At 64.9% G+C, this 24,287-nt stretch carries 24 protein-coding genes; 4 read left to right on the top strand and 20 right to left on the bottom strand.

What is annotated here, in order from left to right:
- Position 1: 1 nt before the first annotated feature.
- The 6 genes from spt to FHS54_RS00735 form a co-directional block, all read right to left on the bottom strand.
- Positions 2-1,264, bottom strand: coding sequence for a serine palmitoyltransferase (gene spt / locus FHS54_RS00760; RefSeq protein WP_167301884.1), 1,263 nt, complete (start codon positions 1,262-1,264; stop codon positions 2-4).
- A 151-nt stretch (positions 1,265-1,415) separates the two neighbouring features.
- On the bottom strand, positions 1,416-1,658 hold the full coding sequence (locus FHS54_RS00755) for an acyl carrier protein (protein WP_167301883.1): 243 nt from the start codon (positions 1,656-1,658) through the stop codon (positions 1,416-1,418).
- A gap of 117 nt (positions 1,659-1,775) precedes the next feature.
- Positions 1,776-2,054: an ETC complex I subunit gene (locus tag FHS54_RS00750; protein ID WP_167301882.1), complete on the bottom strand. Its 279-nt coding sequence runs from the start codon at positions 2,052-2,054 to the stop codon at positions 1,776-1,778.
- A 60-nt stretch (positions 2,055-2,114) separates the two neighbouring features.
- Positions 2,115-4,562: an ATP-dependent helicase HrpB gene (hrpB, locus tag FHS54_RS00745; protein ID WP_167301881.1), complete on the bottom strand. Its 2,448-nt coding sequence runs from the start codon at positions 4,560-4,562 to the stop codon at positions 2,115-2,117.
- Positions 4,563-4,600: 38 nt separating this feature from the next.
- Positions 4,601-5,380: a TSUP family transporter gene (locus FHS54_RS00740; RefSeq protein WP_167301880.1), complete on the bottom strand. Its 780-nt coding sequence runs from the start codon at positions 5,378-5,380 to the stop codon at positions 4,601-4,603.
- Positions 5,381-5,471: 91 nt separating this feature from the next.
- Complete coding sequence (locus FHS54_RS00735) at positions 5,472-6,500, bottom strand: polyprenyl synthetase family protein (RefSeq protein WP_167301879.1); 1,029 nt, start codon at positions 6,498-6,500, stop codon at positions 5,472-5,474.
- 101 nt (positions 6,501-6,601) lie between these two features.
- Here FHS54_RS00735 and FHS54_RS00730 point away from each other — a divergent pair, with 101 nt between their 5' ends.
- Positions 6,602-6,880 carry a chorismate mutase gene (locus FHS54_RS00730; RefSeq protein ID WP_167301878.1) on the top strand — a complete coding sequence of 93 codons (279 nt, stop codon included), beginning with the start codon at positions 6,602-6,604 and terminating at the stop codon, positions 6,878-6,880.
- 4 nt (positions 6,881-6,884) lie between these two features.
- On the opposite strand, the gene FHS54_RS00725 is transcribed toward FHS54_RS00730, so the two are convergent.
- The 7 genes from FHS54_RS00725 to FHS54_RS00695 all read right to left on the bottom strand — a co-directional run bounded on the left by FHS54_RS00725 (position 6,885) and on the right by FHS54_RS00695 (position 13,041).
- Positions 6,885-7,772, bottom strand: coding sequence for a DMT family transporter (locus FHS54_RS00725; RefSeq protein ID WP_167301877.1), 888 nt, complete (start codon positions 7,770-7,772; stop codon positions 6,885-6,887).
- Between the two features lie 7 nt (positions 7,773-7,779).
- A complete protein-coding gene (locus FHS54_RS00720) occupies positions 7,780-8,427 on the bottom strand; it encodes a heme exporter protein CcmB (protein ID WP_167301876.1) in 648 nt (215 codons plus the stop codon).
- Entirely contained in the window at positions 8,424-9,026 is a 603-nt protein-coding gene (gene ccmA, locus FHS54_RS00715; protein ID WP_167301875.1) for a heme ABC exporter ATP-binding protein CcmA, read from the bottom strand. The genes FHS54_RS00720 and ccmA overlap by 4 nt, the downstream gene beginning before the upstream one ends.
- Complete coding sequence (locus FHS54_RS00710) at positions 9,023-9,430, bottom strand: metallopeptidase family protein (protein ID WP_167301874.1); 408 nt, start codon at positions 9,428-9,430, stop codon at positions 9,023-9,025. The genes ccmA and FHS54_RS00710 overlap by 4 nt, the downstream gene beginning before the upstream one ends.
- A gap of 74 nt (positions 9,431-9,504) precedes the next feature.
- On the bottom strand, positions 9,505-9,981 hold the full coding sequence (locus tag FHS54_RS00705; protein WP_243855542.1) for a hypothetical protein: 477 nt from the start codon (positions 9,979-9,981) through the stop codon (positions 9,505-9,507).
- Complete coding sequence (locus tag FHS54_RS00700) at positions 9,944-12,349, bottom strand: patatin-like protein (protein ID WP_167301873.1); 2,406 nt, start codon at positions 12,347-12,349, stop codon at positions 9,944-9,946. Before FHS54_RS00700 ends, FHS54_RS00705 begins: the two co-directional genes overlap by 38 nt.
- Positions 12,346-13,041, bottom strand: a complete 696-nt coding sequence (locus FHS54_RS00695) for an endonuclease/exonuclease/phosphatase family protein (RefSeq protein WP_208404706.1) — start codon at positions 13,039-13,041, stop codon at positions 12,346-12,348. The genes FHS54_RS00700 and FHS54_RS00695 overlap by 4 nt, the downstream gene beginning before the upstream one ends.
- A gap of 100 nt (positions 13,042-13,141) precedes the next feature.
- Here FHS54_RS00695 and radA point away from each other — a divergent pair, with 100 nt between their 5' ends.
- Positions 13,142-14,509 carry a DNA repair protein RadA gene (gene radA, locus FHS54_RS00690; protein WP_167301871.1) on the top strand — a complete coding sequence of 456 codons (1,368 nt, stop codon included), beginning with the start codon at positions 13,142-13,144 and terminating at the stop codon, positions 14,507-14,509.
- A 10-nt stretch (positions 14,510-14,519) separates the two neighbouring features.
- Positions 14,520-15,038, top strand: coding sequence for a CvpA family protein (locus FHS54_RS00685; RefSeq protein ID WP_167301870.1), 519 nt, complete (start codon positions 14,520-14,522; stop codon positions 15,036-15,038).
- 3 nt (positions 15,039-15,041) lie between these two features.
- Here FHS54_RS00685 and FHS54_RS00680 read toward each other — a convergent pair whose 3' ends face one another.
- The 6 genes from FHS54_RS00680 to rplU form a co-directional block, all read right to left on the bottom strand.
- A complete protein-coding gene (locus FHS54_RS00680; protein WP_208404705.1) occupies positions 15,042-15,956 on the bottom strand; it encodes an NAD-dependent epimerase/dehydratase family protein in 915 nt (304 codons plus the stop codon).
- 6 nt (positions 15,957-15,962) lie between these two features.
- The gene (gene proB / locus FHS54_RS00675; RefSeq protein ID WP_167301869.1) at positions 15,963-17,093 is read right to left on the bottom strand and encodes a glutamate 5-kinase; all 1,131 of its coding nucleotides are present in this window, start codon (positions 17,091-17,093) and stop codon (positions 15,963-15,965) included.
- Positions 17,094-17,187: 94 nt separating this feature from the next.
- Positions 17,188-18,285: a GTPase ObgE gene (gene obgE / locus FHS54_RS00670; protein WP_167301868.1), complete on the bottom strand. Its 1,098-nt coding sequence runs from the start codon at positions 18,283-18,285 to the stop codon at positions 17,188-17,190.
- A gap of 154 nt (positions 18,286-18,439) precedes the next feature.
- A complete protein-coding gene (locus tag FHS54_RS00665) occupies positions 18,440-19,015 on the bottom strand; it encodes a GNAT family N-acetyltransferase (protein ID WP_167301867.1) in 576 nt (191 codons plus the stop codon).
- A 271-nt stretch (positions 19,016-19,286) separates the two neighbouring features.
- Positions 19,287-19,556, bottom strand: coding sequence for a 50S ribosomal protein L27 (rpmA, locus tag FHS54_RS00660; RefSeq protein WP_167301866.1), 270 nt, complete (start codon positions 19,554-19,556; stop codon positions 19,287-19,289).
- Positions 19,557-19,592: 36 nt separating this feature from the next.
- Positions 19,593-19,892: a 50S ribosomal protein L21 gene (gene rplU, locus FHS54_RS00655; RefSeq protein WP_167301865.1), complete on the bottom strand. Its 300-nt coding sequence runs from the start codon at positions 19,890-19,892 to the stop codon at positions 19,593-19,595.
- 771 nt (positions 19,893-20,663) lie between these two features.
- On the opposite strand from rplU, the gene ybaL reads away from it, so the two are divergent.
- Positions 20,664-22,304, top strand: a complete 1,641-nt coding sequence (ybaL, locus tag FHS54_RS00650; protein WP_167301864.1) for a YbaL family putative K(+) efflux transporter — start codon at positions 20,664-20,666, stop codon at positions 22,302-22,304.
- Positions 22,305-22,367: 63 nt separating this feature from the next.
- Here ybaL and FHS54_RS00645 read toward each other — a convergent pair whose 3' ends face one another.
- On the bottom strand, positions 22,368-24,116 hold the full coding sequence (locus FHS54_RS00645) for a DEAD/DEAH box helicase (RefSeq protein WP_167301863.1): 1,749 nt from the start codon (positions 24,114-24,116) through the stop codon (positions 22,368-22,370).
- Between the last annotated feature and the right edge of the window lie 171 nt (positions 24,117-24,287).

The raw sequence follows: 24,287 nt of genomic DNA, 5'->3' as shown, positions 1-24,287 counted from the left end.
ATCAGCCGATGGTGCCGGTAGCGTGTCCCGCCGCTTCGAACATGGCGATAATCTGCCCGACTTGCTCATCACTATGTTCCGCGCACAGCGAACAACGCAACAGGAACGTTCCCGCTGGCGTAGCCGGGGGACGCGCCATGTTGACATACAGGCCCAGTTCCAAAAGCGCCTGCCACATCGCGACAGCCTGCGTCTGGTCGGTCAGGATGACGGCGATGATCGCCGATTCCGGCGCTTTCGTGCCCAGCGTGAAGCCGAGGTCGGTCAGCCCCTTGTGCAACCGCTTGCTGTTCTTCCACAGATGCGCGCGCTTTTCGCCAGCATCCATGAGTTTGCGGATCGACGTGGCGGCAGTCGCGACGACGCTGGGCGGCAGCGACGCGGTAAAGACATAGGGGCGGCAGACCAGGCGCAGCACTTCGAACTTGGGATGATTGGACACACAGAATCCGCCCACCGTGCCAACCGATTTGGAAAAGGTGCCGACGACGAAGTCCACATCCTTTTCCACGCCCTGTTCTTCATAGACGCCCCGGCCATTGGGGCCGAAAAAGCCCATGCCATGCGCTTCGTCCACCAGGATCATGCAGTTGGGATGCTTGCGCACCGCAGCCACCATCTCAGGCAGCGGGGCCACGTCGCCCAGCATGGAATAGACGCCTTCCAACACGACCAGCTTCTGCGCGTCGGCGGGCAGGCGGCCCAGGCGCTTGTCCAGATCCTCGACATTATTGTGGCGGAAACGGACAATTTCCGCATCCCCCAGGAAACAGCCGTCATAGATGGACGCATGGCTGTCCGCGTCCAGCACGACATAGTCGCCTCGGCCCGCCAGCGTCGAAATCACGCCCAAATTCGCCTGATAGCCAGTCGAAAAGACCATCGCGCCGGACGTGCCGTAGAAATCCTTGAGCGCGTTCTCGACTTCCGTATGCCCCAGATAGGTGCCGTTGAGAACGCGGCTGCCGGTGGTGCCCGCGCCGAAATCGTCCAGCGCCTTCTTGCCGGCGGCGACCACGTCCGGGTCGAACGTCATGCCCATATAATTATAGGTGCCCAGCAGGATGGTTTCCCGGCCCTTGATGATCGCAAGGGTGGGGGACTTTACTTCGTCCATCACGATGGCGAACGGATCGCGCACGCCCGTCGCCAGCAGCGCCTCACGCTCAGCGATCAACGGATCGAATTTTGAAAACAGGTCACGCGCCCCGGCGACCTCTGCGGGTGTATGGGCGTCGGTGGCGGTTTCAGCGGCGTCGGTCATATCATGTCCCCTGTCCGTTCGTGCTGAGTAGGGACTGAGCAAAGACGAAAGCCCGTATCGAAGCATTCGCGCCCAGTTCCGTCCTTCGATCCGCCATTTCGACAATCTCGATGGCTACTCAGGGCGAACGGATATTGATCCTTTGGGCGGTTCAGCCCTTCAGCTTCGCCACGGCGTCCACAAGCTGGCCGATATTCTCGATCTCTGCCTGCATGTTCATGGTGATGATGATGTCGAATTCATCCTCGATCGCCGCCACGAAGTCCATGACGGTCAGGCTGTCCCATTCCAGGTCGCCCGCGAAGGATGTGGTCTCGGTCAGTTCGACGCCCTTCTTGTTGAAGGGAGCGATCTGCGCCGCGATGTTGTCGAAAATCTGCTGGCGATCCGTCATTATCTCTTCAGGCTTTCCCGTCAAAGGGCGGCTTTTGCCCCCAAGCGCTGCCTCTTGGCAAGGGAATAAGGCGGCAATCGGGCAGCATCGCGCCTGATTGTGCCGTCCGCGGCATGATCAGCGGAAGTTGTCGGCGTAGGCCTGGATCTTCAGCGTCTTGGGCGGGGTCGCGATGACGGTGTAGGACAGGCCGTTTTTTTCGGCATAGGCAATCGCCGCCGCCTGGGTGGGGAAGTTCAACCGCACCTGGGTCTGCGTGTCGCCCGATCCGGCCCAGCCGGTCAGCGGGTCGGGGCGCTTGGCTTCCGTCGCCGCATATTCCAGCACCCACGTGCTGGTGCGCGCCTTGCCCGATTGCATGGCGTTCTTCTGAATCTGGTGGATGCGCGCGGACATCGAAGCGTCAAACTCCCTTTGGGAAACCGGCTTTGCGTTGCACCAGCGTAAGGCGCAAAGTCAAGGCTTGGCGCGCGCATCGGCGCGTTTCGTGCGCAGCGTCGCCGCCGCACCCGCCGGATCGTCCGGCCAGGGGTGCCGGGGATAGCGCCCACGCATTTCCTTGGCCACCGCGCTCCAGCTACCTGCCCAGAAACCGGGCAGGTCGCGCGTCGTCTGGATCGGCCGCCCGGCGGGGGACGTGAGGGAAAGGACCAGCGGGATGCGCTGGCTTCCCACGACCGGATGCTCACCCAGGCCGAACAGCGCCTGGGGGCGCAATTCGACGCGCGGTCCCCCTTCGGCCATATAGTCGATCGCATGGCTGCTGCCCGCCGGGGACCGGAAATCGGGCGGGGCCAGCCGGTCGAGCTGCTGCTTGCCGTCCCAGCCGATCAGCCCTTCCAGCACGGCGGACAATTGCGACCGGTCGATGTCCGACAATCGCCGCTTGCCCGCCAGCAACGCAGGCAGCCAGTCGTCCAGTGTCGCCATCAGCGCTTCGTCCGAAATCGCCTCCACCCCCGCGAAACCAGCACGCATCCGCAGCGATTGCGCCGCCTCGGACCATGGTAGCAGGTCCAGCCCGCCTTGCCGGACGCCGTGCATCAACGCTTGAGCCACCGCGTCCTGGTCGGGCCGGTCGTCGGACCCGGATGAAAGCCGCACCGCGCCCAGACGACGCTCACGCAACGCTTCGATCCCGCCGGTTTCGGCGCGAAAGCGCACGGTGCGATGTTCGGCGACATATGTGCCGAACAGGCGCAGCACCTCCGCCTCGCTGATCGGCGCGGCGGACAGGATGCGCGCGCCCGCCGCGCTGCCCTGCACCTCGCCCACCGCCAGCCAATCCTCGCGCGTCAGAGGGCTTAGCGGATCGAGCCGGAAGCCGCGACCGCCGACACTCGCCCATTCCGCGCCATCGGCGGATCGCCGCTTCGCCACCCGGTCGGGAAAGGCGAGGGCCAGACACAGGCCCGTGTCGTGATTGCCTGGCTGCTCTGCTTCCTGCCTTGGAACAAGCCGCGCCCACCGCTTCGCCATCGCCCGCGCCGCATCTGCGCGCTTGCCGCTTTCTCGACGCCAGCGGAGCCGCCGTTGCGACAGGTCGGCGTCCTGCCCCCCTATGCCGCGCTCGCCCAGCAGCACTGCGATCTCTGCCGCAATATCGGCCAGCCCCAGATCGCCCGCGCGCACCAGCATATGGCCGATGCGCGGTTCCAGCGGCAGCTTTGCCAGCGCCTTGCCATGGGTGGTGATCCGCCCGTAGGTGTCCAGCGCCTCCAGCACGGTCAGCCTTTTGCGCGCCTCGCTCACCGCTGCGGCAGGGGGCGGGTCCAGCCAGCGCAGGCTGGCCGGGTCGGTCACGCCCCACAGGGCGCAGTCCAGCAACAGGCTCGACAGGTCGCTTTCCAATATCTGGGGCGGATCAAATGGCGGCATCCCCGCCGTCGCCGCCGCCTCCCACAAACGATAGGCGACACCGGGTCGTTGCCTTGCCGCGCGCCCGGCCCGCTGGGTCGCCGCCGCCTGGCTCGCCCGCTCGGTCACCAACCGGGTCACGCCAGCCGCCCGGTCATAGCGCGGACGTCGCGCCAGTCCTGAATCGATCACGATGCGAACGCCGTCGATGGTCAGGCTGGTTTCGGCAATCGACGTCGCCAGGATGATCTTGCGCCGTCCATCACGCGACGGGCGGATGGCGGCGCGCTGGGCGGCTGGGTCCAGACTGCCGTGCAGCCTGTGAAGCTCGACCGCTTCGCCTTCCACCCGTTCCGCCGTGCGCTCAATCTCCGCCACGCCGGGCAGGAAGGCCAGGATATCGCCCTCCGCTTCCTCCTTCAGCGCCCGGCGGATCGCCGCCGCCATCTCATCCTCGATCCGCTTTTCCGCCGCCCGTCCGATGTGGCGCAGTTCCAGCGGCTGGATGCGGCCCTCGCTCTCGATCACCGGCGCGCCGTCCAGCAGTTGCGCGAAGCGAGCGCCGTCCAGCGTCGCCGACATCGGCACGATCCGCAGGTCTGGCCGCAGGGCCGCCTGCGCGTCCAGCGCCAGCGCCAGCCCGAAATCGCTGTCCAGACTGCGCTCATGCACTTCGTCGAACAGCACCGCCGACACGCCGGACAATTCCGGGTCGTCCTGTACCCGCCGCACGAAAATACCCTCGGTCAGCACCAATATGCGGGTGCGGGCCGACGATCTGGAATCCATCCGCGTGGCATATCCCACCGTTCCGCCCGGCTGTTCCCCCATCAGCTCGGCAATCCGCTCAGCCGCCGCGCGGGCCGCCAGCCTGCGGGGCGACAGCAGCAATATCTGCCCCGTGCACCATGGCTCGGTCAGCAGGGCAGGGGCCACCGCCGTCGTCTTGCCCGCGCCCGGCGGTGCGACCAGCACGGCATTGCTTCCCGCGCGCAAGGCGTCGAGCAACAGGGGAAGCACCTGGGCAATGGGCAGCGCGGCAGTCATGCCGATCCTCTCGCGCTATTCGCGGCCCGGCGCAATGGTCAGCCGAACAGCAGGCTGTGGATAGGGTTCCTGGGGTCCAGCAACATCTTGGCCGTCAGCCCCAGCGACATGATGATCAGCAGCGGCCGGATCAGTCGGCTCCCAAACCGCATGGCGAGGTGAGAACCGATCTGACCGCCGGTGATGCTGCCCACAGCCATGACAAGGCCCGCGATCCATATCACATGCCCGCCAGCGATCATGGTCAGCAGCCCCGCGACATTGCTCGCCAGGTTCACCGCCTTGGTTTGCGCGGTCGCCCTTACCAGCCCCAGCCCACCCATCGCCAGAAACACGGTCGCGTAAAAGGCCCCGGCGCCAGGACCGAAAAATCCGTCATAAAATCCGACGACACCGATCAGCAGGCTCAGTCCCGCCATGCCCAGGCGGCTATGCCGGTCCATCTCCCCAATCCGGGGCGAAAAGGTGAAATAGGCGGCCAGCGCGATCAGCAATCCCGGCATCAGCCCGGCCAGGATCGACGGATCGATCCGCTGCAGCAGCCACGCGCCGCCCACCGATCCGGCAAAGGCGGCGGCGATTGGCCATCGATAGGCGCGCAGGTTCATATGCCCCGCCCGCGCATAGGCGATGCAGGTGCCCAGCGTCCCAATCGACGATTGCAACTTGTTGGTCGCCACGGCTGCGACGGGCGGGACACCCGCCGCCATCAACGCGGGCAGGGTGATGAGGCCCCCGCCACCGGCCATCGCATCGATACACCCGGCCATCAGCGCCGCCGCGATCAAAAAACCCAGTGTTTCAGGAGAAAGGATCACAACCTCTCCCTCATGCGCTGACATGTTCCTGCGAAGGCAGGAACCCAGTCCCGCTCTATCATGGGAGCGCGGCTCCGCCCCCCGGCATCTCTTAATAAGCCCGCGCGATCGCGAACTCGACCGCCTCGACCAGCGCTGCTTTCGCCTTGCCGCTGTCGAAACGGCCCAGCGCGTCGATGGCCCGCTGCCCATAATGGCGCGCGCGGGCCAGCGTGTCGTCGATGGCACCGGTCGCGCGCAGCAATTGGGTGGCGCGAGCCAAATCCTCATCGCTCGTCCGGTTGCCAGCGATTGCCTGTTTCCAGAAAGCGCGGTCTTCCTCCGGTCCACGGGCGTAAGCCAGGATCACCGGTAGCGTCACCTTGCCGTCGCGGAAATCGTCGCCCGCATCCTTACCCATGGTCGCGCCATCCGATTCATAATCGATGGCGTCGTCGATCAGCTGGAATGCGATGCCAAGGTTGCGGCCATACACGTCCAGCGCCTTTTCCTCCGACTCGTCGCGGTCGGCCACGACAGCGGAGATGCGGCAGGCGGCGGCGAACAGGGCGGCGGTCTTCGCGCCGATAATGTCCAGATATTGTTCTTCGCTGGTATCGATCCGGCGCTGGGCGGTCAGCTGGTTCACCTCACCCTCCGCGATCACGGCGGATGCGTTGGACAGGATCTTCAGGATCTTGAGCGATTCCGCTTCGACCATCAGCTCAAATGAGCGGGAAAAGAGGAAATCTCCCACCAGCACGCTGGCGCTGTTGCCCCAGATGATGTTCGCGGTCTTGCGGCCCCGGCGCAGGCCCGACCCGTCGACCACATCGTCATGCAGCAGGGTGGCGGTGTGGATGAACTCGACCGCCGCGGCCAGCTTGTAATGACGCGTCCCGGCATAGCCGACCAGATCGGCGCAGGCGAGCGTCAGCATCGGGCGCATCCGCTTGCCGCCGCCCGCGATCAGATGCCCGGCCAGTTCAGGGATCAGCGGAATGCGCGACTGCATCCGGTCCAGGATTACCGCGTTCACCTGGTTCATCCCGTCGGCGACGAGCGCCATCATCGGGTCGAGCGAAGGCGCGCCGTTGGCGCGGCCGATGGGGTGGACATTGCCGGAGGCGGGTGCGGTCATGACCCGGCCCATGTGGCGGTGCAAAATGCAGATAGCAAGCGGGAATAGCTTGCGCGGGCGGCGGGAAGGCGCAAAAAGCGCGCGAAACATGGAGGATCGGCGTGGACGACACTTTGAAGCGGTATCGGGAAAGCATCGACAATATCGATGCGGCGCTCGTGTTCATGCTGGCCGAACGCTTCAAGATCACGCAGGCCGTGGGCGAATATAAGGCCCAGCACGCCCTGCCGCCCGCCGACCCCGGTCGGGAAGAACGGCAGATCGGCCGCCTGCGTCAACTGGCGATGGACGCCAATCTGGACCCCGATTTCACCGAAAAATTCCTGCGCTTCATCATCGACGAGGTGATCCGGCACCACGAACGCCTGCGCGAAGGCTAAGTCCTCAGGCAGGCTCCGCCACCGGTTCGCGCCCCTGCGACCGGCCCAGCAGCACGCCCGCCAGCGCCAGCGCAAATCCCGCCAACTGCACAGGCCCCAGCCTTTCACCGAACAGCGCCCAGGCTTCGATGGCGGCCAACGGCGGGACAAGCAGCAGCAGCATCGACATGCGCGTCGGCCCCTGCGTGCGCACCAGCCACACCAGCAGCGATAGCCCGCCCGCCGATAGCCCCAGCACGGCCCAGCCAAGCCCGACCCACAATAGCGGCGCATTGTCCCAACGCATCTCGCCAATGGTTGCCGCCGCCGCAATCGCGACCAGCGCGCCGCCCGCATTCTGCACCGCGCCCGAAATCCAGATGCCATCGCCGGAAATCGTCCCGCGCTGGATCAGCGTTCCGCCGGTCATGGCGATGACCGCGGCCAGCCCGGCGATGGCGGGCAGGACGGGAATGCCGCCCGCGCCCGACCGCTCGATGGCAGGCATCAGCACGCACCCCACGCCCATTATGGCAATCGCCAGCCCCGCCCAGGCGCGCCCCGGTAACCGCTCGCCCATCAAGGCGACGCTCGCCACCGCCACCATCAGCGGCTGCAGAGCGCCCAGCAGCGACATGATGCCCGCAGGCATGCCATGATAGACCGCCCACCAACTCACGGTCAGGTAAAGGCCATGCAGCATCGCGCCCGCCACCAGATGCAGCCGCAGCCGCCTGGCCGGTGGCAAAGCCTGCCCGGCCCGCATTGCGATAATGCCCAGCAGCAGCGCCGTCAGCGTCAGCCGCACGCTCAATATCAATTCCGGCGCGCCATGGGGCACCGTCGCCCGCGCGACGATGAAGCCGGTTGACCAGATCAGGACGAACAGGATGCAGGCGGCCAGCGCGATCATGCCCGCGCTATTCCCGCCCCGCCCGGATCGCAGCGCCCCCGGCAAAGGGGGTGATGGCGACCAGCAGCAGCGAAGCCGCGCCCAGGAATTTGAACGCCGCGCCGCTCCCGTCGCCCAGCGTCCCCGCGCCGAATATCAACAGCGGCACCGCCAGCGGCAGCGCCAGTAATCCCGCCAGCGCCCCGGTCGACCGCAGCCCTGCGGTCAACGTCGCCACCAGCAGCCCAAGCGCCGCCAGCGCGGGCGTGCCGATCAACAACCCCAGCTCCAGCAACCCGACGGTCGCGCCGTCCAGCTTCAGCAGCGCGGCGGCGGGCAGGGTCGCCAGCATCAACGCCGGGCCAAAGCCCAGCCAGTGTGCCACCAACCGCGCCAGCACCACCATTTCCTCGCCAATGCCGCGCGCCGCCAGCTGGTCGAGCACGCCCGCATCGCGATCCGGCGCGACCAGCCTGTCGACCGGCAACAGGCTGGCGAGCAGCGCCGCAATCCACAGCATCCCGCCCCCCGACCGCCGCAGCAGCGCCGCGTCCGGCCCGACGGCAAAGGGATAGAGGCTGGCCACCAGCAGCAGGAAGGCGACGGGCAACCATAGTCCGGCGGATTGCCACGCCTGCCGCAGGTCTCGCGCTACCAGCAACGCCAGCACCCTCATGCTGCGTCCTCGGCGGCATAATCGGTCATGTCCAATGTCACCGGCGCGCGCATCGGCAAGGGTTGGTGCGACGCCGCCAGCACGATGCCGCCGCCCGCCAGATGCTCTTCCACACAGCGTCCCAGCAGCGCCAGCGACGCATCGTCCAGCCCGTTGCCCGGCTCATCCAGCAGCCAGACCGGCGCGCCGCTCGCAATCACCCGCGCCAGCGCCGCGCGCTTGCGTTGCCCGGTCGACAAAATCCGCACCGGCATGTCGCGCAACGGCATCAGCGCCATCGCCGACAATGCCCGGTCCAGCGCCGCCGTGTCCGCGCCATCGATCCGCGCCCAGAATGAAAGCGCCTGCGTCAGCGATTGCTCCATGTCCAACGCCAGCCGCTCGTCGGCCATTGCGATCCGCCCGCATCGTTCGACCGTGCCTGCCGCTTCCCGCAACAGCCCGGCGCAGATGCGCATCAGGCTGGATTTGCCGACGCCATTGGGGCCACGCAATAATGCGCTGCCGCCCGCTTCCAGCGTCAGGTTCACACCCCGGAACAACAGCCGCCCGCCCCGCGCGCAGGCAATGCCCGACAGGCGCAGCGCCGCCCCGCTCATGGCGCGACCATGTCCTCCAGGACGTGCATGTCGATATCGGACAGGCCGAAATGATGGCCGATCTCATGCACCACCACATGGGTGATCAGCGCGTCGAGCGGCACCCCGGTTTCGATCCATTCATCCAGCAGCGGCCTGCGGAACAGATGGACCGTCGGGGGACTGTCCCCGGTCTGCACCGGATCGCCCACTGGCCGTCCGGTATACAGGCCGGTCAGGCCAAATGGATCGTCAATCTCCATTTCCTTCAGGACCTGCGCGTCGGCGAACTCCTCGACGAACAGGACAACGTTGGACAAATGGGACCGGAAAGGATCGGGCAGGCGCGCCAGCGCGCCCAGCGCCAGGGCTTCGATCTGGGCGCGGGTCGGCGCGAACTGGCAGTGCTGACCATTATCGGACATGGCTGGGCCATATGCGAAAGCCAGTCATGTGGATAGAGCGATCATCGCCTGCCTTGCGGCGGTGTCCCGACCCATCAATTCCGCCGGGCGGTTTCGATCCGGTCCTCATAGCCGCGCAGCGCGGACACAACCGACGGGTCGCCCGCATAACGGCGACGCAGCGTCGCCAGCCGCGCATCGGTGCCAGTGCAGAGCCTGGCGACGCTTTCGGTCAGGAACACGCGCCGTTCCCCGTCATAGGGTTCTTCGCCCCGGAAATGATCGCAACTGTCGCGCACGACCATGAAACTGGTCACTTCGTCAGGGAAAGCCGTCAGCTGGGCTGCGTCAGGGGACGGGGGCAGGTCCAGCGACCCCAGCGGCGCGGGATGTGCCTTGACCGTGACCTTGGGGGATGGCCTGACAGGCGCGGCGGCAACCTTCAGCGGTGCCGCCTCCACGACATTCTCGGCGATTGCGGCAACAGGGGCAGGCGTCACACTATTGTCGGCGGGAACATTTTCGCTGGACGAATCACGGCAACCGGCGGCCAGCGCCAGTATCAGCATCATCGGAAACAGCCCCGCCCGTGCGCCCACCGATTTCCTCCCGCAAAATGGCGATCAGATCAGCGACATGTGGCAGCCGCTGTTCTTCCTCATCGAGAATCGCCATGAAAGCGGCTTGCCTATAGGCGTGCACCGCCTCTTCGGAAAGGCGGCTTGCCATGGGTATTGCGGAATTCACGATATCCAGCAGCCGCTCCACACCATGCAGCCGCCCCCACAGATAGTCGTTTTCTCGATAGGCCCTGCTAAAAAATGCACCGAAGCTATTGAATTCTATTCCTTTTAATGTTGCTTCCGCGCCGCCGGTACGGATGGCGGAGCAATCCTCCGGCGAAATCCGGTCAACCTTGACCGGATCATATTCATCCATGGCGTGTCCCTGGAGCAACGGTAGCGTGGCGATGTCGTAAAAAGGAAAGCCCAGATAGGACAGCAGCATGACGCGCCGTTCCGCCTTGGGCAGGGCAGCCAGCGCTTCGGCCAGCATCAGGTCGGCGGTCTCGTCCCTTTCCTTCAATCCGCGCGCCTCGGCAATGGCGTCCAGTGCCTTGCCCGGATCGTTGGGCACCTCACTGGCCGCTTCCCGTATCGCGCCGTTGTAAAAGTCCGCTCCCTCGCACTCGGTATAATGGGCGATCGCGCTGTAGATGGCGTCGTGCATCTTTTGAACGACCGCTGCCTCCGCCTCCGATTGGACCTCCAGCGTTTCCGCCAGCCGCCGCGCCAAAAACCGCAACCGGCGAATGCGAAATGCCAGGTCATGCGTCCGAAAGAAGGTCACCGGCGGCGATGCTGGCCCGACATCCTCCGTCAGTTGGTCTGCCCCGATGGCCCGGACATGCGACCACAGCGCCTGCCGATAGCTTTCGCGCATCAGCGGGCTTTTCTCACCGCCCAGACCGAACAATAACGCCGCCAGATCCTCGACGATGCCGGACAGTTTCAAGTGGCCATAAGCGGGGAAGGCAAAGCCCGCCGAACTGGCGGCGCGTTGCTGCGCCTTGGCGCGCCAGGCGGACAGCCGCGCCGGTGTCGGCCGATCCAGGAACAACAGCCTGCCGATCGCGCTTTCGACCTCCGCCTCGATCCCCGGCCTCAGGGCGTTGAGGATGCGGACCATGCGACGAATGCGCGAGCTATGGTGATCGATCGCGTCCAGATTGTCGCGGATCGGCTGTTCGCGCGGAATGTCACTCAGCGCGCCGAATATCGTCCTGAAAAATCCGGGCAGGACGGCGCTGTCCCTGCCTGCCTCTTCTTCCGATGCTTCCGGCTTGGTGAAACGCACGGAACGGCGACCCGGCTTTGGATCGATATAGACGAAACGTCGGTCGACTTCGCGGCGCGACGGCCTGTTGCGCAGCGCGCCGATGGCTTGCGCAAAAGGCGCGTTCGCCAACACCGATCCGTCGATCAATATGGCGTCCTCCGCCGTGCCATGCGTCCAATGCCGGGGAAGCGCGCGCGCCAGAAAGGCGTCGCGCGTCGGCCAGTCGCGATGCCTTTCCTCAAGCACCTGATCCAGTTCGCGCACCGTGAAGGGCGGGAAAGCGCCGGGGAAACTGGCCGTCGCGCGCGCGGCAAAGACCAGTTCGGCGGGATCGGCGAATGTGCGGCGCTTGCCACCCACGTCGCGCCCGCGCGCCCGGAACCCGATCGACAGCCGATGTTCGGTTTCCACGACCTGGGGCGGGCTGTTCAGGTTCAGGCTTTGGGGATGCCCTTCAAAATCCGTGACGGTGACGAACAGGTCCAGCGGATGACCTTCGGGCAGCAATGTCGGCCCCCGCTCGGTCTTCTCCATCGCGTCGAACGCGTCCAGCAGCATGGACGTGAAAATCGCCCCTCCGAACGGCGGCTCGAACCAGCGGGACCGGATGAAATGGGACAATTTGTGCCGCACTTCCTCGCGCGCGCCGGGGGCGACGGTCTTCTCCACCGTGTCGCCGGGGTGTCGCGCGGCCATCCACACCAGCGGCGCGGCCCAGAATTTGGTGATGCGCCGTGCCGGGCGGGCGTCGGGATGCAGCAGCTTTTCGACATCGGCATTTTCCAGCCACATGTCCGTCAAAGGCTCCAGCGACTGGCCGGTTTCGATGGCCTGCGCCAGGAAAATGCCGTTGATCCCGCCCGCGCTTGCGCCTGCTATGATGTCCGGCATGACGCGCAGCCGCACGCCGCTGGCGGTCTCCAGATCCTCCAGCAACTTGCGATAGACCGCTTCGCTGCTGTTGCCGCTGGCCGTGCCGTCATGAAATCCCCGGCTCGCGCGCGCCAACCGCCAGATTTCCTTGGTGATGCCGTGCATGTAGACCGCCAGGCTGATGCCGCCATAGCAGACCAGGGCAAGGCGAAGCTCGCGCTCCTTCATGCCCGTAGCTCCGCCCAGATCGGCAGGTGGTCCGAAGCCTTGCGCGCCGCTGCACTGTCATGCACCCCGCAATCCAGCAGCTTCAACTTGCCGCAATGCATGATGCGGTCCAGCTGCGCCACGGGCCGCCGCGCATGGAAGCTCCGGCCGCAGGGGGCAAAGCTGTAATGCCGCGCGAAATCGGCCAGGCACCCCCGGTTGGCGCTCCATTCGTTCAGGTCGCCCATCAGCACGGTCGGCATCGCCTCGCGCACCGCGGCGGCATGGATCACCGCCGCCGCCTGCTTGCGCCGCCACAGCCCCGACAGGTCCAGATGCATGCCGAAAAACCGCATCACCGTCCCGCCCAGCGTGACTTCGGCCATGGTCGCCCCGCGCGGTTCCAGGCATGGCAGGTGCAGCACGTCATGGATGCCGACCTCCGCTTCCTTGCGCACCAATATGGCGTTGCCGTGCCAGCCCATCGAATCGACCTGAATGTTGAGCGGAACCGCCTTGTAGGGGCTCAGGCTTTCCAGCAGCCATGGCGGAATCGCCGCCGACCGCACGCCGAATCGCCGGTCGGCCTCTTGCAGCGCGATCACGTCGGCGTCGATTTCGTTTAGCACCTCCAGCACCCTTTCGGGGCTGCGGCGGCGGTCGGTTCCTATGGCCTTGCGGATATTGTAGCTGGCGACGCGAAAGGACTTCATCCCGAAACAATGCCTCACTCGCCCGCCGGTTGCCATAGCTTTGCAAACTCTCGCCAGCTTTGTTCTTGAAACGTTCGCAAAGCCGCGCCATAGGTCGCCCATGGCCAAGGCAAAGCGCAAATTCGTCTGCCAGCAGTGCGGCACCGTCTCCAATCGCTGGCAGGGGCAGTGCGACGATTGCGGCGAATGGAACAGCATCGCCGAAGAGGCCGCCGAAACCGTCTTTTCAGCGCGGCACGATCTCCATACCGGCGGTCGCGCCCTCAGGCTCGTAGGGCTGGACAGCGAAGTCGAGCTTCCCCCCCGCACCAGCACCGGCATAGCCGAATTCGACCGCGCGCTGGGCGGCGGGATCGTGGCAGGCTCTGCGACCCTGATCGGCGGCGATCCCGGCATCGGCAAATCGACCCTGCTGCTTCAGGCGGCGGCCCGCATTGCCGCGCGTGGCCTGTCGGTCGCCTATATCAGCGGAGAGGAAGCCGCCGATCAGGTCCGGCTGCGCGCCCAGCGTCTGGGCCTTGGCAGCGCGCCGGTGCAACTCGCCAGCGCCACGTCGGTCCGCGACATATTGACCACGCTGGGGGAGGGGGAGCCGCCCGCTCTGCTCGTCATCGATTCGATCCAGACCATGCATAGCGACCTGATCGAAGGCGCGCCGGGCACCGTCAGCCAGGTCCGCGCCTCCAGCCAGGAACTGATCCGCTTCGCCAAGCAGCGCGGCACCGCGCTCATCCTCGTCGGCCATGTGACGAAGGACGGCAGCATCGCCGGCCCGCGCGTGCTGGAACATATGGTCGACACCGTGCTCAGTTTCGAAGGCGAGCGCAGCCATCAATATCGCATCCTGCGCGCGATCAAGAATCGCTTCGGCGGCACCGATGAAATCGGCGTCTTCGCCATGGTGGCCGAAGGGCTGGAGGAGGTGGCGAACCCTTCCGCCCTGTTCCTGACCCACCGCGATGAAAATGTGACCGGCGCCACCGTCTTTCCCGCGCTGGAAGGAACGCGGCCTGTGCTGGTGGAAATCCAGGCGCTGGTCGTCCGCCTGTCCAGCGGCGCGACTCCCCGCCGCGCGGTCGTGGGCTGGGACAGCGGTCGCCTCGCCATGGTCCTTGCCGTGCTGGAAGCGCGCTGCGGCCTCAGCTTTTCGACCTGCGAAGTCTATCTGAACGTCGCGGGCGGATACCGGCTTTCAGACCCGGCTGCCGACCTTGCCGTCGCTGCCGCGCTCATGTCCGCGCTTTCCGAACGGCCCGTGCCCGCCGATGTCGTCCTGTTCGGCGAACTCGCGCTTTCGGGGGAAATACGCCCCGTCGCCCACTCACCGCTGCGCCTGCGCGAAGCGGCCAAGCTCGGCTTCAACCGCGCCTATGTGCCCGCTGCCGCCGCCGACGGGGTGAAGGGTATTTCCGTCAGCGGCTATCGCGCGCTCAGCCAATTGGTTGACCAGATGCTCGGGCGCGGATAGCCCATCGGCCATGAACGCCGTCGATATCCTCGTCCTCCTGGCCCTTGGTGGCTGCGCTGTCTTGGGCCTGCTGCGTGGTTTCGTTCTCGAAACATTATCGCTGATCGCATGGGTTTCGGGCATCTTCGCCGTCCGCCTCTTCCACAGCTCGGCGACCGAACTCCTGACCCCCTTCGTTGGCACCAGCAGCGGCGCGGCCATTCTGGCATTCGTCCTGGTGTTCGGCATCACGTTCGGCGCTGGAAAAATCATCGCCCACGCCATCGGTCGCCGCACCCGCCAATCGATCCTGGGGCCAGTGGACCGTGTGCTGGGTGGGGGATTTGGCGCGGTAAAGGGGCTGATCGGCGCAACGCTCGCCTTCCTTGCCTTCAGCCTCGTCTACGACACATTTTACGGCAGCACCGCCCGGCGGCCTGACTGGCTTTCCGACGCGCGCACCTATCCGCTGCTCAATGCCAGCGGCCAGGCGATCAGTGAATTTGTAGCGGAACGCCGCGCCCGCCAACCCGCCGCGGAGGATGAATAGCCTCTAAATCCAGCCCTTGACCCGATAGGCCTCAGCGGTCGCCTTCAACCCGTCCTCGGTCGCGACCTGCGGCTGCCACAGCCTCTTGGGCGGTTGCTTCCGCTTCGTCACGACCCAGTCGGGATGGCAGAAATAGCTGACCCGATCCTGCGTCAGTTTCGCGCCCTTGCCCCGCAACATCCGGTCCAGCCGCGCGCCCAGACCCAGCACCCAGCTGGGCGTTGAAAAGGTCCGCACCGAACGACCAACGGCGCGCCCGATGGCTTGACCAAACTCTATATGGTCCCATCCGCCCGGCGTGCCGTCATCCGCCTCATAGCAATGGGCCAGGCTCTCTTCCTTCTCGGCCGCCAGTGTCAGCAGCAACCGGGACAGGTCGCTGACCTCGATCAGCGAAAGCCGTCCGCCCGGCGGCAACAGCATGATGCCGCGCCGGGCCATGCGGAACAGTTCCAGCATCTCACGGTCGCCAGGTCCGTAAATGGCGGGGGGCCGAACGATGGTCCAGTCAAGGCCGCTCGCCTTCACATGGCGCTCCGCCATTTCCTTGGACCAACCATAATCGGACAGATCCGGTTCCCGCGCCGCCAGCGACGACACATGGATCAACCGCCGCACGCCGCGCTGGCGCATGGCATCGACTAGCGCCATGGTGCCGCGCGCATTGCCCGCTTCAAAACCATCCCGGTCAGGCGCATTCACCACGCCCGCAATGTGGATCACCACGTCGGCATCGCGCACCAGCGTGTTCAGCGCGGCCCGATCACCCAGCGAACCCGGCACCCATTTCAGGCGCGCGCGCGGCGGTTGCGCCCGCCGCGTGATGGCGGTGACGTGATGACCGGCGGCCAGCGCCTGATTGAGCGTCTCGGCACCGACGAATCCCGTCGCGCCCGTCATTGCAATGCGAAGGCTCATGCTGCGTCAGACCATCGCCATATGGTCGCGATGGACCAGCACCGACCGGGGCAGTTCGCCCAGCAATGCCGCAATATCTTCGCTGCGCTTGCCGATGATGCGCGTCGCCTGCTCGCTATCATATTCGCTCAGGCCCCGGGCGATCACCCGACCATCCTGGGTCAATATGTCCACGACATCGCCGCGCTCGAACACGCCTTCGACCCCGGAAACGCCCGCAGGCAGCAGGCTGTTGCCCTTGCCCAGCGCCCGTTCGGCTCCCGCGTCCACCGTGATGCGTCCGCGCACCGTCAGCCGTCCGGCCAACCATCCCTTGCGCGCACGCTTGGCGGGAGCAGCCACGAAAATAGACCCGCGTCCCCCTTTTTCCCAATGTGACAATGGGGCGTCGACCTTGCCGGAAATGATCGCCAGGTGAGCGCCCGCGCCGGTGGCGATCCGGGCCGCCTCAATCTTTGACGTCATGCCGCCCGATCCCATGCCGGACGCGGAGCCGCTGTCCGCCATTCCGGCGATGTGGGCGTCGATACGCTCTATTGTCTCTATCAGCATCGCGTCCGCATTGGCGTGCGGGTTGGCGGTGTAAAGCCCGTCCACGTCCGACAGCAGCACAACCGCGTCAGCCCGTGCCGCCTGTCCGATCCGCGCCGCCAGCCGGTCATTATCGCCAAAGCGGATTTCCGCCGTCGCAACGCTGTCATTCTCGTTGACGACCGGCACGACATCCAGCGCCATCAACCGCTCCAGCGTCGCCGAAGCGTTCAGATAGCGCCGCCGATGTTCCAGATCATCCAGCGTCACCAGCATCTGCGCGGCGGTGATGCCCCGTTCCTGCAACAGGCTGGCCCAGCATTGCGACAAGGCGATCTGCCCCGTCGCGGCGGCGGCCTGCGCATCTTCCAGGCTGCCTCGTCCGCCCTTGGGCAATTTCAGCCGCCGCGCGCCCAATGCGATCGCGCCCGACGACACCACAATGATCTGCTGTCCCGCTGCCTTGCGCACGGCGATGTCATCGACCAGCGTCCGCAACCAGCTGTCCCGGACCTGGCCATGCGCATCGACGAGCAGCGCCGATCCGATCTTGATGACCAGACGGCGGACGAGGGAAGGGGAAAAGCCCGACAGCGAGGGGGTCACGGCAACAACATCCATCAGGGTTGAACGCAGCGGAGGATTGCCGCGCGCCTGCTATCCGGGCGGGATCGCAGCGAGTGCTTTCCGGGCGATCCGTTCAGATCGGCGACCATGACGTTTCGCCTTCTTCGCCCGGCGCTTCCACTTGCTTGGCCTTGGCGTCCCCGAACAGGGGCAACACCGCGTCCAGCAAAGCGGATACACCTTCCCCGGTCGCGCCAGAGATGATGAACACATCCTTCACGCCCGCCTCGCTGCGAAGCTGCGCCGCAATATCCTCCATCAACTCCTGACCCAGAAGGTCGCCCTTGTTGAGCGCCACGATCTGCGGCTTTTCATCCAGACCGCCGCCATAAGCCGCCAGTTCGTCCTGCACGATGCGGAATGCATCGACCGGATCGTCGCTGGTCGCGTCGATCAGGTGCAACAGCACGCGGCACCTTTCGATATGCCCCAAAAATCGGTCGCCAATGCCAGCGCCTTCAGCCGCGCCTTCGATCAGGCCGGGGATGTCGGCCAGCACGAACTCGCGGTCACGATGCTGCACCACGCCCAGCTGCGGCTTGGTGGTGGTAAAGGCATAGGCCCCGACCTTGGCCTTGGTATTGGTGACCTGATTGATCAGGGTCGACTTGCCCGCATTGGGCATGCCGACCAGCCCGACATCGGCCAGCAGTTTCAGGCGCAGCCACACCCACATTTCCTGCCCCGGCCACCCGGTGCCATGCTGACGTGGGGCGCGATTGGTGCTCGTCTTGTAGGACAGGTTGCCGCGACCGCCATCGCCGCCCCGCAGGAACACCATGCGCTGTCCGACTTCGGTAAAGTCGGCCAGCACTTGCTGCTCCTCATATTCGGGATAGCCGTCTTCATCCTCAGTGCCATCGATTGGCACGGGGTCCGACAGGATCTGGGTGCCGACCGGCACCTTGACGATCAGGTCTTCGCCCCCCGCGCCATAACGATTCTTGCCCGCGCCCGGCTTGCCGCGCTGTGCCTTGAAATGTTGGGTGTATCGAAAATCGATAAGCGTGTTCAGCCCAGCGACCGCTTCGAAAATGATGTCGCCGCCCTTGCCGCCGTTACCGCCGTCGGGACCGCCATATTCGACATATTTTTCCCGCCGGAAACTGACCGCGCCGGGTCCGCCCCAGCCGGATTTTACGAATATCTTTGCCTGATCGAGAAAATGCATCGCTGGCCCATAGCCGCTTATGACGCGGAATTAAACCTCGTCTCGCGCAGCAAAGCTGGCCGTTGTTTTTCGGGGGCGTGCGACCCGTGACAGAACATTCGTTCGTCAGGATAAGGCGGCTCTTAATGGGCCGCCTCATCCTGTCATCACCGCTTCAGGCCGCCAGCGCCGGGGCGGCATCCCGGTAGAGGTCGATTGCCACGTCCACGATCATTCGGTCGCCTACGCCTTCTTCAAAGACCAGGCAGTCGGCCAGGGCATTGCGAGCGGGGCTGTAGCGCTGTTCGATCCGGCCCATCGGTCGGAAACCGATCTTCCGCAAAACATTGCCCGACGCGGGGTTGTCGGCGAAATGCGCCGCGCGAATCGCGCCAATGCCTGCTGCGCGCGCCATGCTCAGCACCGCGCCCGCCGCTTCGGTGGCAAAGCCAAGCCCCCAATAGGGGCGGGCGATCCAATACCCGATCTCCGGCGCGCCGTTGTCCGCCAGATGCACGCCGCATCCGCCCACCAGGCGCGGAGCGCCCTGGGTGCGGGTGAATGCCAGCAGTTGCGGCATGCGCGCATCATGCGGCTGTGCCAGGAAGCTGCGGGCATCCTCTTCGCCATAGGGCGCGGGAACGCGGCTCAGGTTGCGCAGGACTGCCGGGTCGCCAATCGCCTTGGCCAGCGCGGGTGCGTCTTCCATCCAGCCGGGTCTCAGGAGCAGGCGTGGGGTACGGGCGAACATCTTCAAATCTCTCCTCTGTCGGCTCGCCATGGCCGCGAAAAGTTACGGCTTGACGACGATATTTCTCTGGCTGAGCCCGCCCGCAAGACGCGCACGACGGTCAGGAGTTCCAGAGGGTTGAGGGAAAATGAGGGGAGACGCCGCTGAACGGAAAAAGGGGGCGCTCCCTGATGGAGGCGCCCCCTTTTTCCCTCGAATACCGGCAGGTCAGAAAACCATGTGCCGAAAGGATCGCCCCATTTGTGAGGGACGATCCGTCATCGATCGTCCGTTATTCGGCTGCTGCTGCCATTGCGTCGACCGACACATATTTGCGGCCGAGCTTGCCGGTGTGGAATACCACGCGGCCTTCGCCCAGAGCGAACAGCGTATGGTCCTTGCCCATGCCGACGTTACGACCGGGATAGACGCGCGTGCCGCGCTGGCGAATGATGATGTTGCCGCCGATCACTTCCTGACCGCCGAACTTCTTCACGCCAAGGCGCTTCGATTCCGAATCGCGACCGTTACGCGATGAACCGCCAGCTTTCTTATGTGCCATGACTCAAACTCCTCGAAATTTCTTTGCCAGAAGCGCTCAGGCGCCGATCGATACGATCCTGAGGATCGTGTGGTTCTGGCGGTGGCCGTTCTTGCGGCGATAGTTGTGACGGCGACGCTTTTTGAAAACGATCACCTTCTCACCCTTCGCCTGCGCGATGATCTCGGCGGCTACGGTCAGCTTCTGGCTGTCCTTGACGTCCTTGCCTTCACCGGCAAACAGGACGTCGTCCAGCGTCACCTTGTCGCCAGCCTCACCGGCCAGCTTTTCAACGACGATCTTGTCTCCGGCGGCGACGCGATATTGCTTGCCGCCCGTGCGCACGACTGCGAACATGGCTCTTCTCTTCTCGTTCAAATCTGCTTTGACGCAGATCGTCGAGGACCTTTTGAAGTCCTGTTGACCCGCGTGGGAATGTGGCCCGGTAGTGCAATGACTCGGACCTGTCAACTGATATGGCCTCCGACGGGCACTGGCGATCGACACTGGTTTTCGGCCCGATCCGCGACTATCTGTGGGCCGAAGGGATCAGTAGCGCGCATGACACCAACGTCGCCCAGGGACTGCAAGTGGAAGGGCCGCCGTCTCTTCTTCGCAGCCCTGTGCATGGCAATCGGCGTCGCCCTGTTCTCCGCCCTCGCACCACTGGGCCTGCCTGCCAGCAGGCTGACCGGATCGGCCTTCAACCCGGCGACCACCAGCGTCGTCCTAAAGGCACGATCCCCCCTGGCAGCCGCTGGCGCGGCCCTGCACGAACCGGAAGGCGATCAGTCGAAATTCCGTTTCTTTCCTTTGTTTCATTCATGCTTTTTCCCTGCCAAGATACCTTTTCCGGGCGTCCCCGCAACAATAGCGGCACGGCAAACGCCACATTATCACGCCCATTCCCGCCTATCCGTCCTCGTTTCGCAACAACACGCACGCGATCCCCCAGCCCCCCTCTGATGACTCTGCCGGTTCGCCGCCGCGCACCGTCCTCATCCGAAGGAAATTGCCATGCCCCACCCAGCAGGCGGGAAGAGGCGGCGTTCCCTTTCGGGGCAGCGATGCCGACCGAAGGATGAACCCCCCGCTTTTGGCTGTCACGTCGACGCACAGGAATAGCATATGCCCCATCACACGCCGCTCATCGGCACCATCGTCGCAGGCCTGGTCGTCGCCTTCATCATGGGCGCGATCGCCCACCGCCTGAAACTGTCGCCCCTTGTTGGCTATCTCATTGCCGGGATTCTTGTTGGACCCTTCACACCGGGCTTTGTCGCCAATACCGGGCTCGCCAACGAACTGGCCGAAATCGGGGTCATCCTGCTGATGTTCGGCGTCGGCCTGCATTTTTCCCTGCGCGACCTTCTTTCCGTCAAAAATATCGCAGTCCCCGGAGCGATTGGGCAAATCGCCGTCGCGACGCTCATGGGGATGGCGCTGGGCCATTTCATGGGATGGCCGCTGCTTGGAGGCTTGGTTTTTGGATTGGCGCTGTCGGTGGCCAGTACCGTGGTCCTGCTACGCGCACTGCAGGGAGCTGACCTGGTTGAAACGCGGCGAGGGCGAATTGCTGTGGGCTGGCTGATCGTCGAAGATCTGGTGATGGTCCTGGCTCTGGTCCTGCTCCCAGCGCTCGCCGGGGTCATGAACAGTGCGGAAGGTTCGGGCGGCGCTCAGGCCTTGCTTGCACCACTCTTCAGCACGTTGCTGAAGGTCGCCGGTTTCGTTGCTCTCATGTTGGTTGTCGGCCGCCGCGTCATTCCCTGGGTGCTACACTGGGTCGTTCACAGCGGTTCGCGGGAGCTGTTTCGCCTTGCCGTGCTCGCCATTGCGCTTGGCGTCGCCTTTGGCGCAGCGATTGCCTTCGATGTTTCCTTCGCGCTGGGTGCATTTTTTGCCGGGATGATCCTGGGCGAAACGCCGCTGAGCAGGCGCGCGACGGAAGAGACTCTACCGCTGCGCGACGCATTTGCAGTGCTGTTCTTCGTGTCGGTGGGCATGCTGTTCAATCCAGCCATCGTGGTGCAGCAGCCCCTACCGCTGTTGGCGACCGTCCTGATCATCGTAATCGGCAAGTCCATTGCCGCTTTCGCTATCATGCGCGCGTTCGGTCATCCGGGCGACACGGCGCTTACTATCGCCGCCAGTCTTGCTCAGATCGGTGAGTTTTCCTTCATCCTTGCGTCGCTGGGTACGACGTTGGGTGTCCTGCCAGCTGATGCGCGTGACCTGATCCTGGCGGGAGCGATCGTGTCCATATTCCTTAACCCGTTGATTTTCTCCTTGATCGTGCGGGATCATAAGGCAGAGGAAATTGAAGAAGAGCATGCAGCGGAACAAGCGAGGCAGGTGCCGCTGATCGGCCACGTGCTGCTCGTGGGATATGGGAGGGTCGGCAAGCTGATTGCGGCCCGGCTGACCGAAAGACGGGTGCATTTCGTCGTCATGGAAAGCGATGCTGACCGGGCGGATGAAGCTGAGGAGGATGGCCTGTCAGTGGTGCGAGGTAGCGCGCTGGAGGACCGTCACCTGCTGGCAGCCGGCATTCGTGAAGCACGTCGCATGTTGATCGCGGTGCCGGAAGGGTTTGAGGGTGGCGCGATTCACGAACATGCCCGCCATCTTAACCCCGATCTTCAGGTCATCGCCCGCGCTCATTCTGATGCGGAGGTCGCTCATCTTGAAAAGCTGGGCGTTCGGCATGTGGTCATGGGCGAGCGAGAGTTGGCGGCGCGGATGTTGTCGCTGTGCGGCGCGGGATGAGTTGCTAGCCTTCCCGATGAAGTGATGCGCAGGGCCGCCTCATCGAAGGCGGCCCTGTGAAATTTACCCGCGAGGTTTGCGGGGGCCTCCGTGCCGGGCGCCGCCCTTGAATGGCCGGGGGCTGTGGGCTGGCGGCCGCGGTCCTCGATCGCTGTTGGGACGGCCTTTCCCCGAAGCGCCTTCACGTCGGTGTTCCCGAGCGACATCCCGTGGCGCGCCCTCGATCCGTTCAATGGCCACCTCTGCCCCTTCATCGCTGGCCTGGCCGGTCCGCTTTACCGCGCTCATAAACCGTTCGGCAAAGGCGGACGGGATTTCGAACATGGTTTCGTTCGCCGCGATCCTGATCGCGCCGATATCCTGCCGCGACACATGTCCGCGACGGCAGATCAGCGGCAAAATCCAACGGGGATCGGCATTTTGCCGCCGCCCGATATCCATGCGGAACCAGACCGTGTCTTCAAAGCCAGGACGAGGCCCTTCCCGGCGGGCAGGGGCTTCGCTGGCGTCCAGCAGTTCCTCGGGGGCGGGAAGCGCGGCACGTGCGCTCTTCACCAGCATCGCCGCGATTTCCTTGGCGCTCTTTTCCGCCAACAGTTCCGCGCCCAATGCCCAATCCTGCTCATCCAGGTCGGTACGTTCCATCAGGGTCGCGCGGAGGCGGACGTTGTCCTGCTCCTGAATGGCCTCCTTGCTCGGCGGAGTACCCCATTCGACGGGAATCTTCGCTCCACGCAGCATGGATTCGACACGGCGACGGCGCGGGTAGGGGACGACGAGCACCGCAGTCCCCTTCTTGCCCGCACGCCCGGTACGGCCGGAACGATGCTGCATCGTTTCGGCGTCGCGTGGAATTTCGACATGGACGACCAGGCTCAGGTTCGGGAGGTCGATGCCGCGCGCGGCAACGTCGGTCGCGACGCAGACGCGGGCGCGGCGGTCGCGCAGCGCCTGGAGGGCGTGATTGCGTTCATTCTGGCTGTGCTCGCCCGACAGGGCCACTGCCGCGAATCCACGCTCGGTGAGGCTGGCGTGGAGGTGACGCACATTGTCGCGGGTGGCGCAGAACAGGATGGCCGTTTCCGCCTCATGATATCGCAGCAGGTTGACGACGGCGTTTTCAATGTCAGCGGGGGCGACGGTCACCGCCTGGTAGCTGATGTCGCCATGGCCACGCTCATCGCTGACGGTGGAAATGCGCAGCGCGTCCTTTTGGTAGCGTTTGGCGAGCGCGACGATCGGCTTGGGCATGGTGGCGGAGAACAGCAGGGTGCGGCGATCGTCGGGAGCGCCATCCAGAATCTCTTCCAGATCCTCGCGAAAGCCCATGTCGAGCATTTCGTCTGCTTCATCGAGCACCACGGTCTTCAGGCCGGACAGGTCCAGAGCGCCGCGTTCCAGATGATCGCGCAGACGGCCTGGTGTGCCGACGACGATATGCGCGCCATGGCTCAATGCTCGGCGTTCTTTGGAAGCGTCCATGCCGCCGACGCAGGTTGCGATGCGGGCGCGGGCTTCGCCGTAGAGCCATTCCAGCTCGCGGCTGACCTGGAGCGCCAATTCGCGGGTCGGCGCAATGGCAAGCGCCAGCGGCTTGCCCGCGACGGGAAGGCGGTTCTGTTCGCCCAGTAGTTCGCCAGCCATTGTCAGGCCGAACGCAACCGTCTTGCCGGACCCGGTCTGGGCCGAGACGATCAGGTCGCGACCTTGCGCTTCGGGTTGCGTGACTTCGGCTTGCACCGGGGTAAGTTTTTCATATCCTTTTCGCGTCAATGCGTCGGAAAGGAGGGCGGGGAGATGTTCAAAAGACATTATATTTTCCGTCGGTAAGCGACCCGCCATTCCCGACGGATACATGGATGACCTGACATACTCCGGCTGTTGCCGGAGCCCAGGGTGCAAGGTCACGCACCCCGAAGTTCACACCGTCCCTGAGGGACTTCTGCCCAAGGCAGCCATGGTGCGGAGAAGCACCAAAATAAC

The organism is Sphingobium vermicomposti, from assembly GCF_011762025.1.
In the GTDB taxonomy this organism is placed as follows: domain Bacteria; phylum Pseudomonadota; class Alphaproteobacteria; order Sphingomonadales; family Sphingomonadaceae; genus Sphingobium; species Sphingobium vermicomposti.
This window is presented reverse-complemented; position numbering and strand designations above follow the sequence as displayed.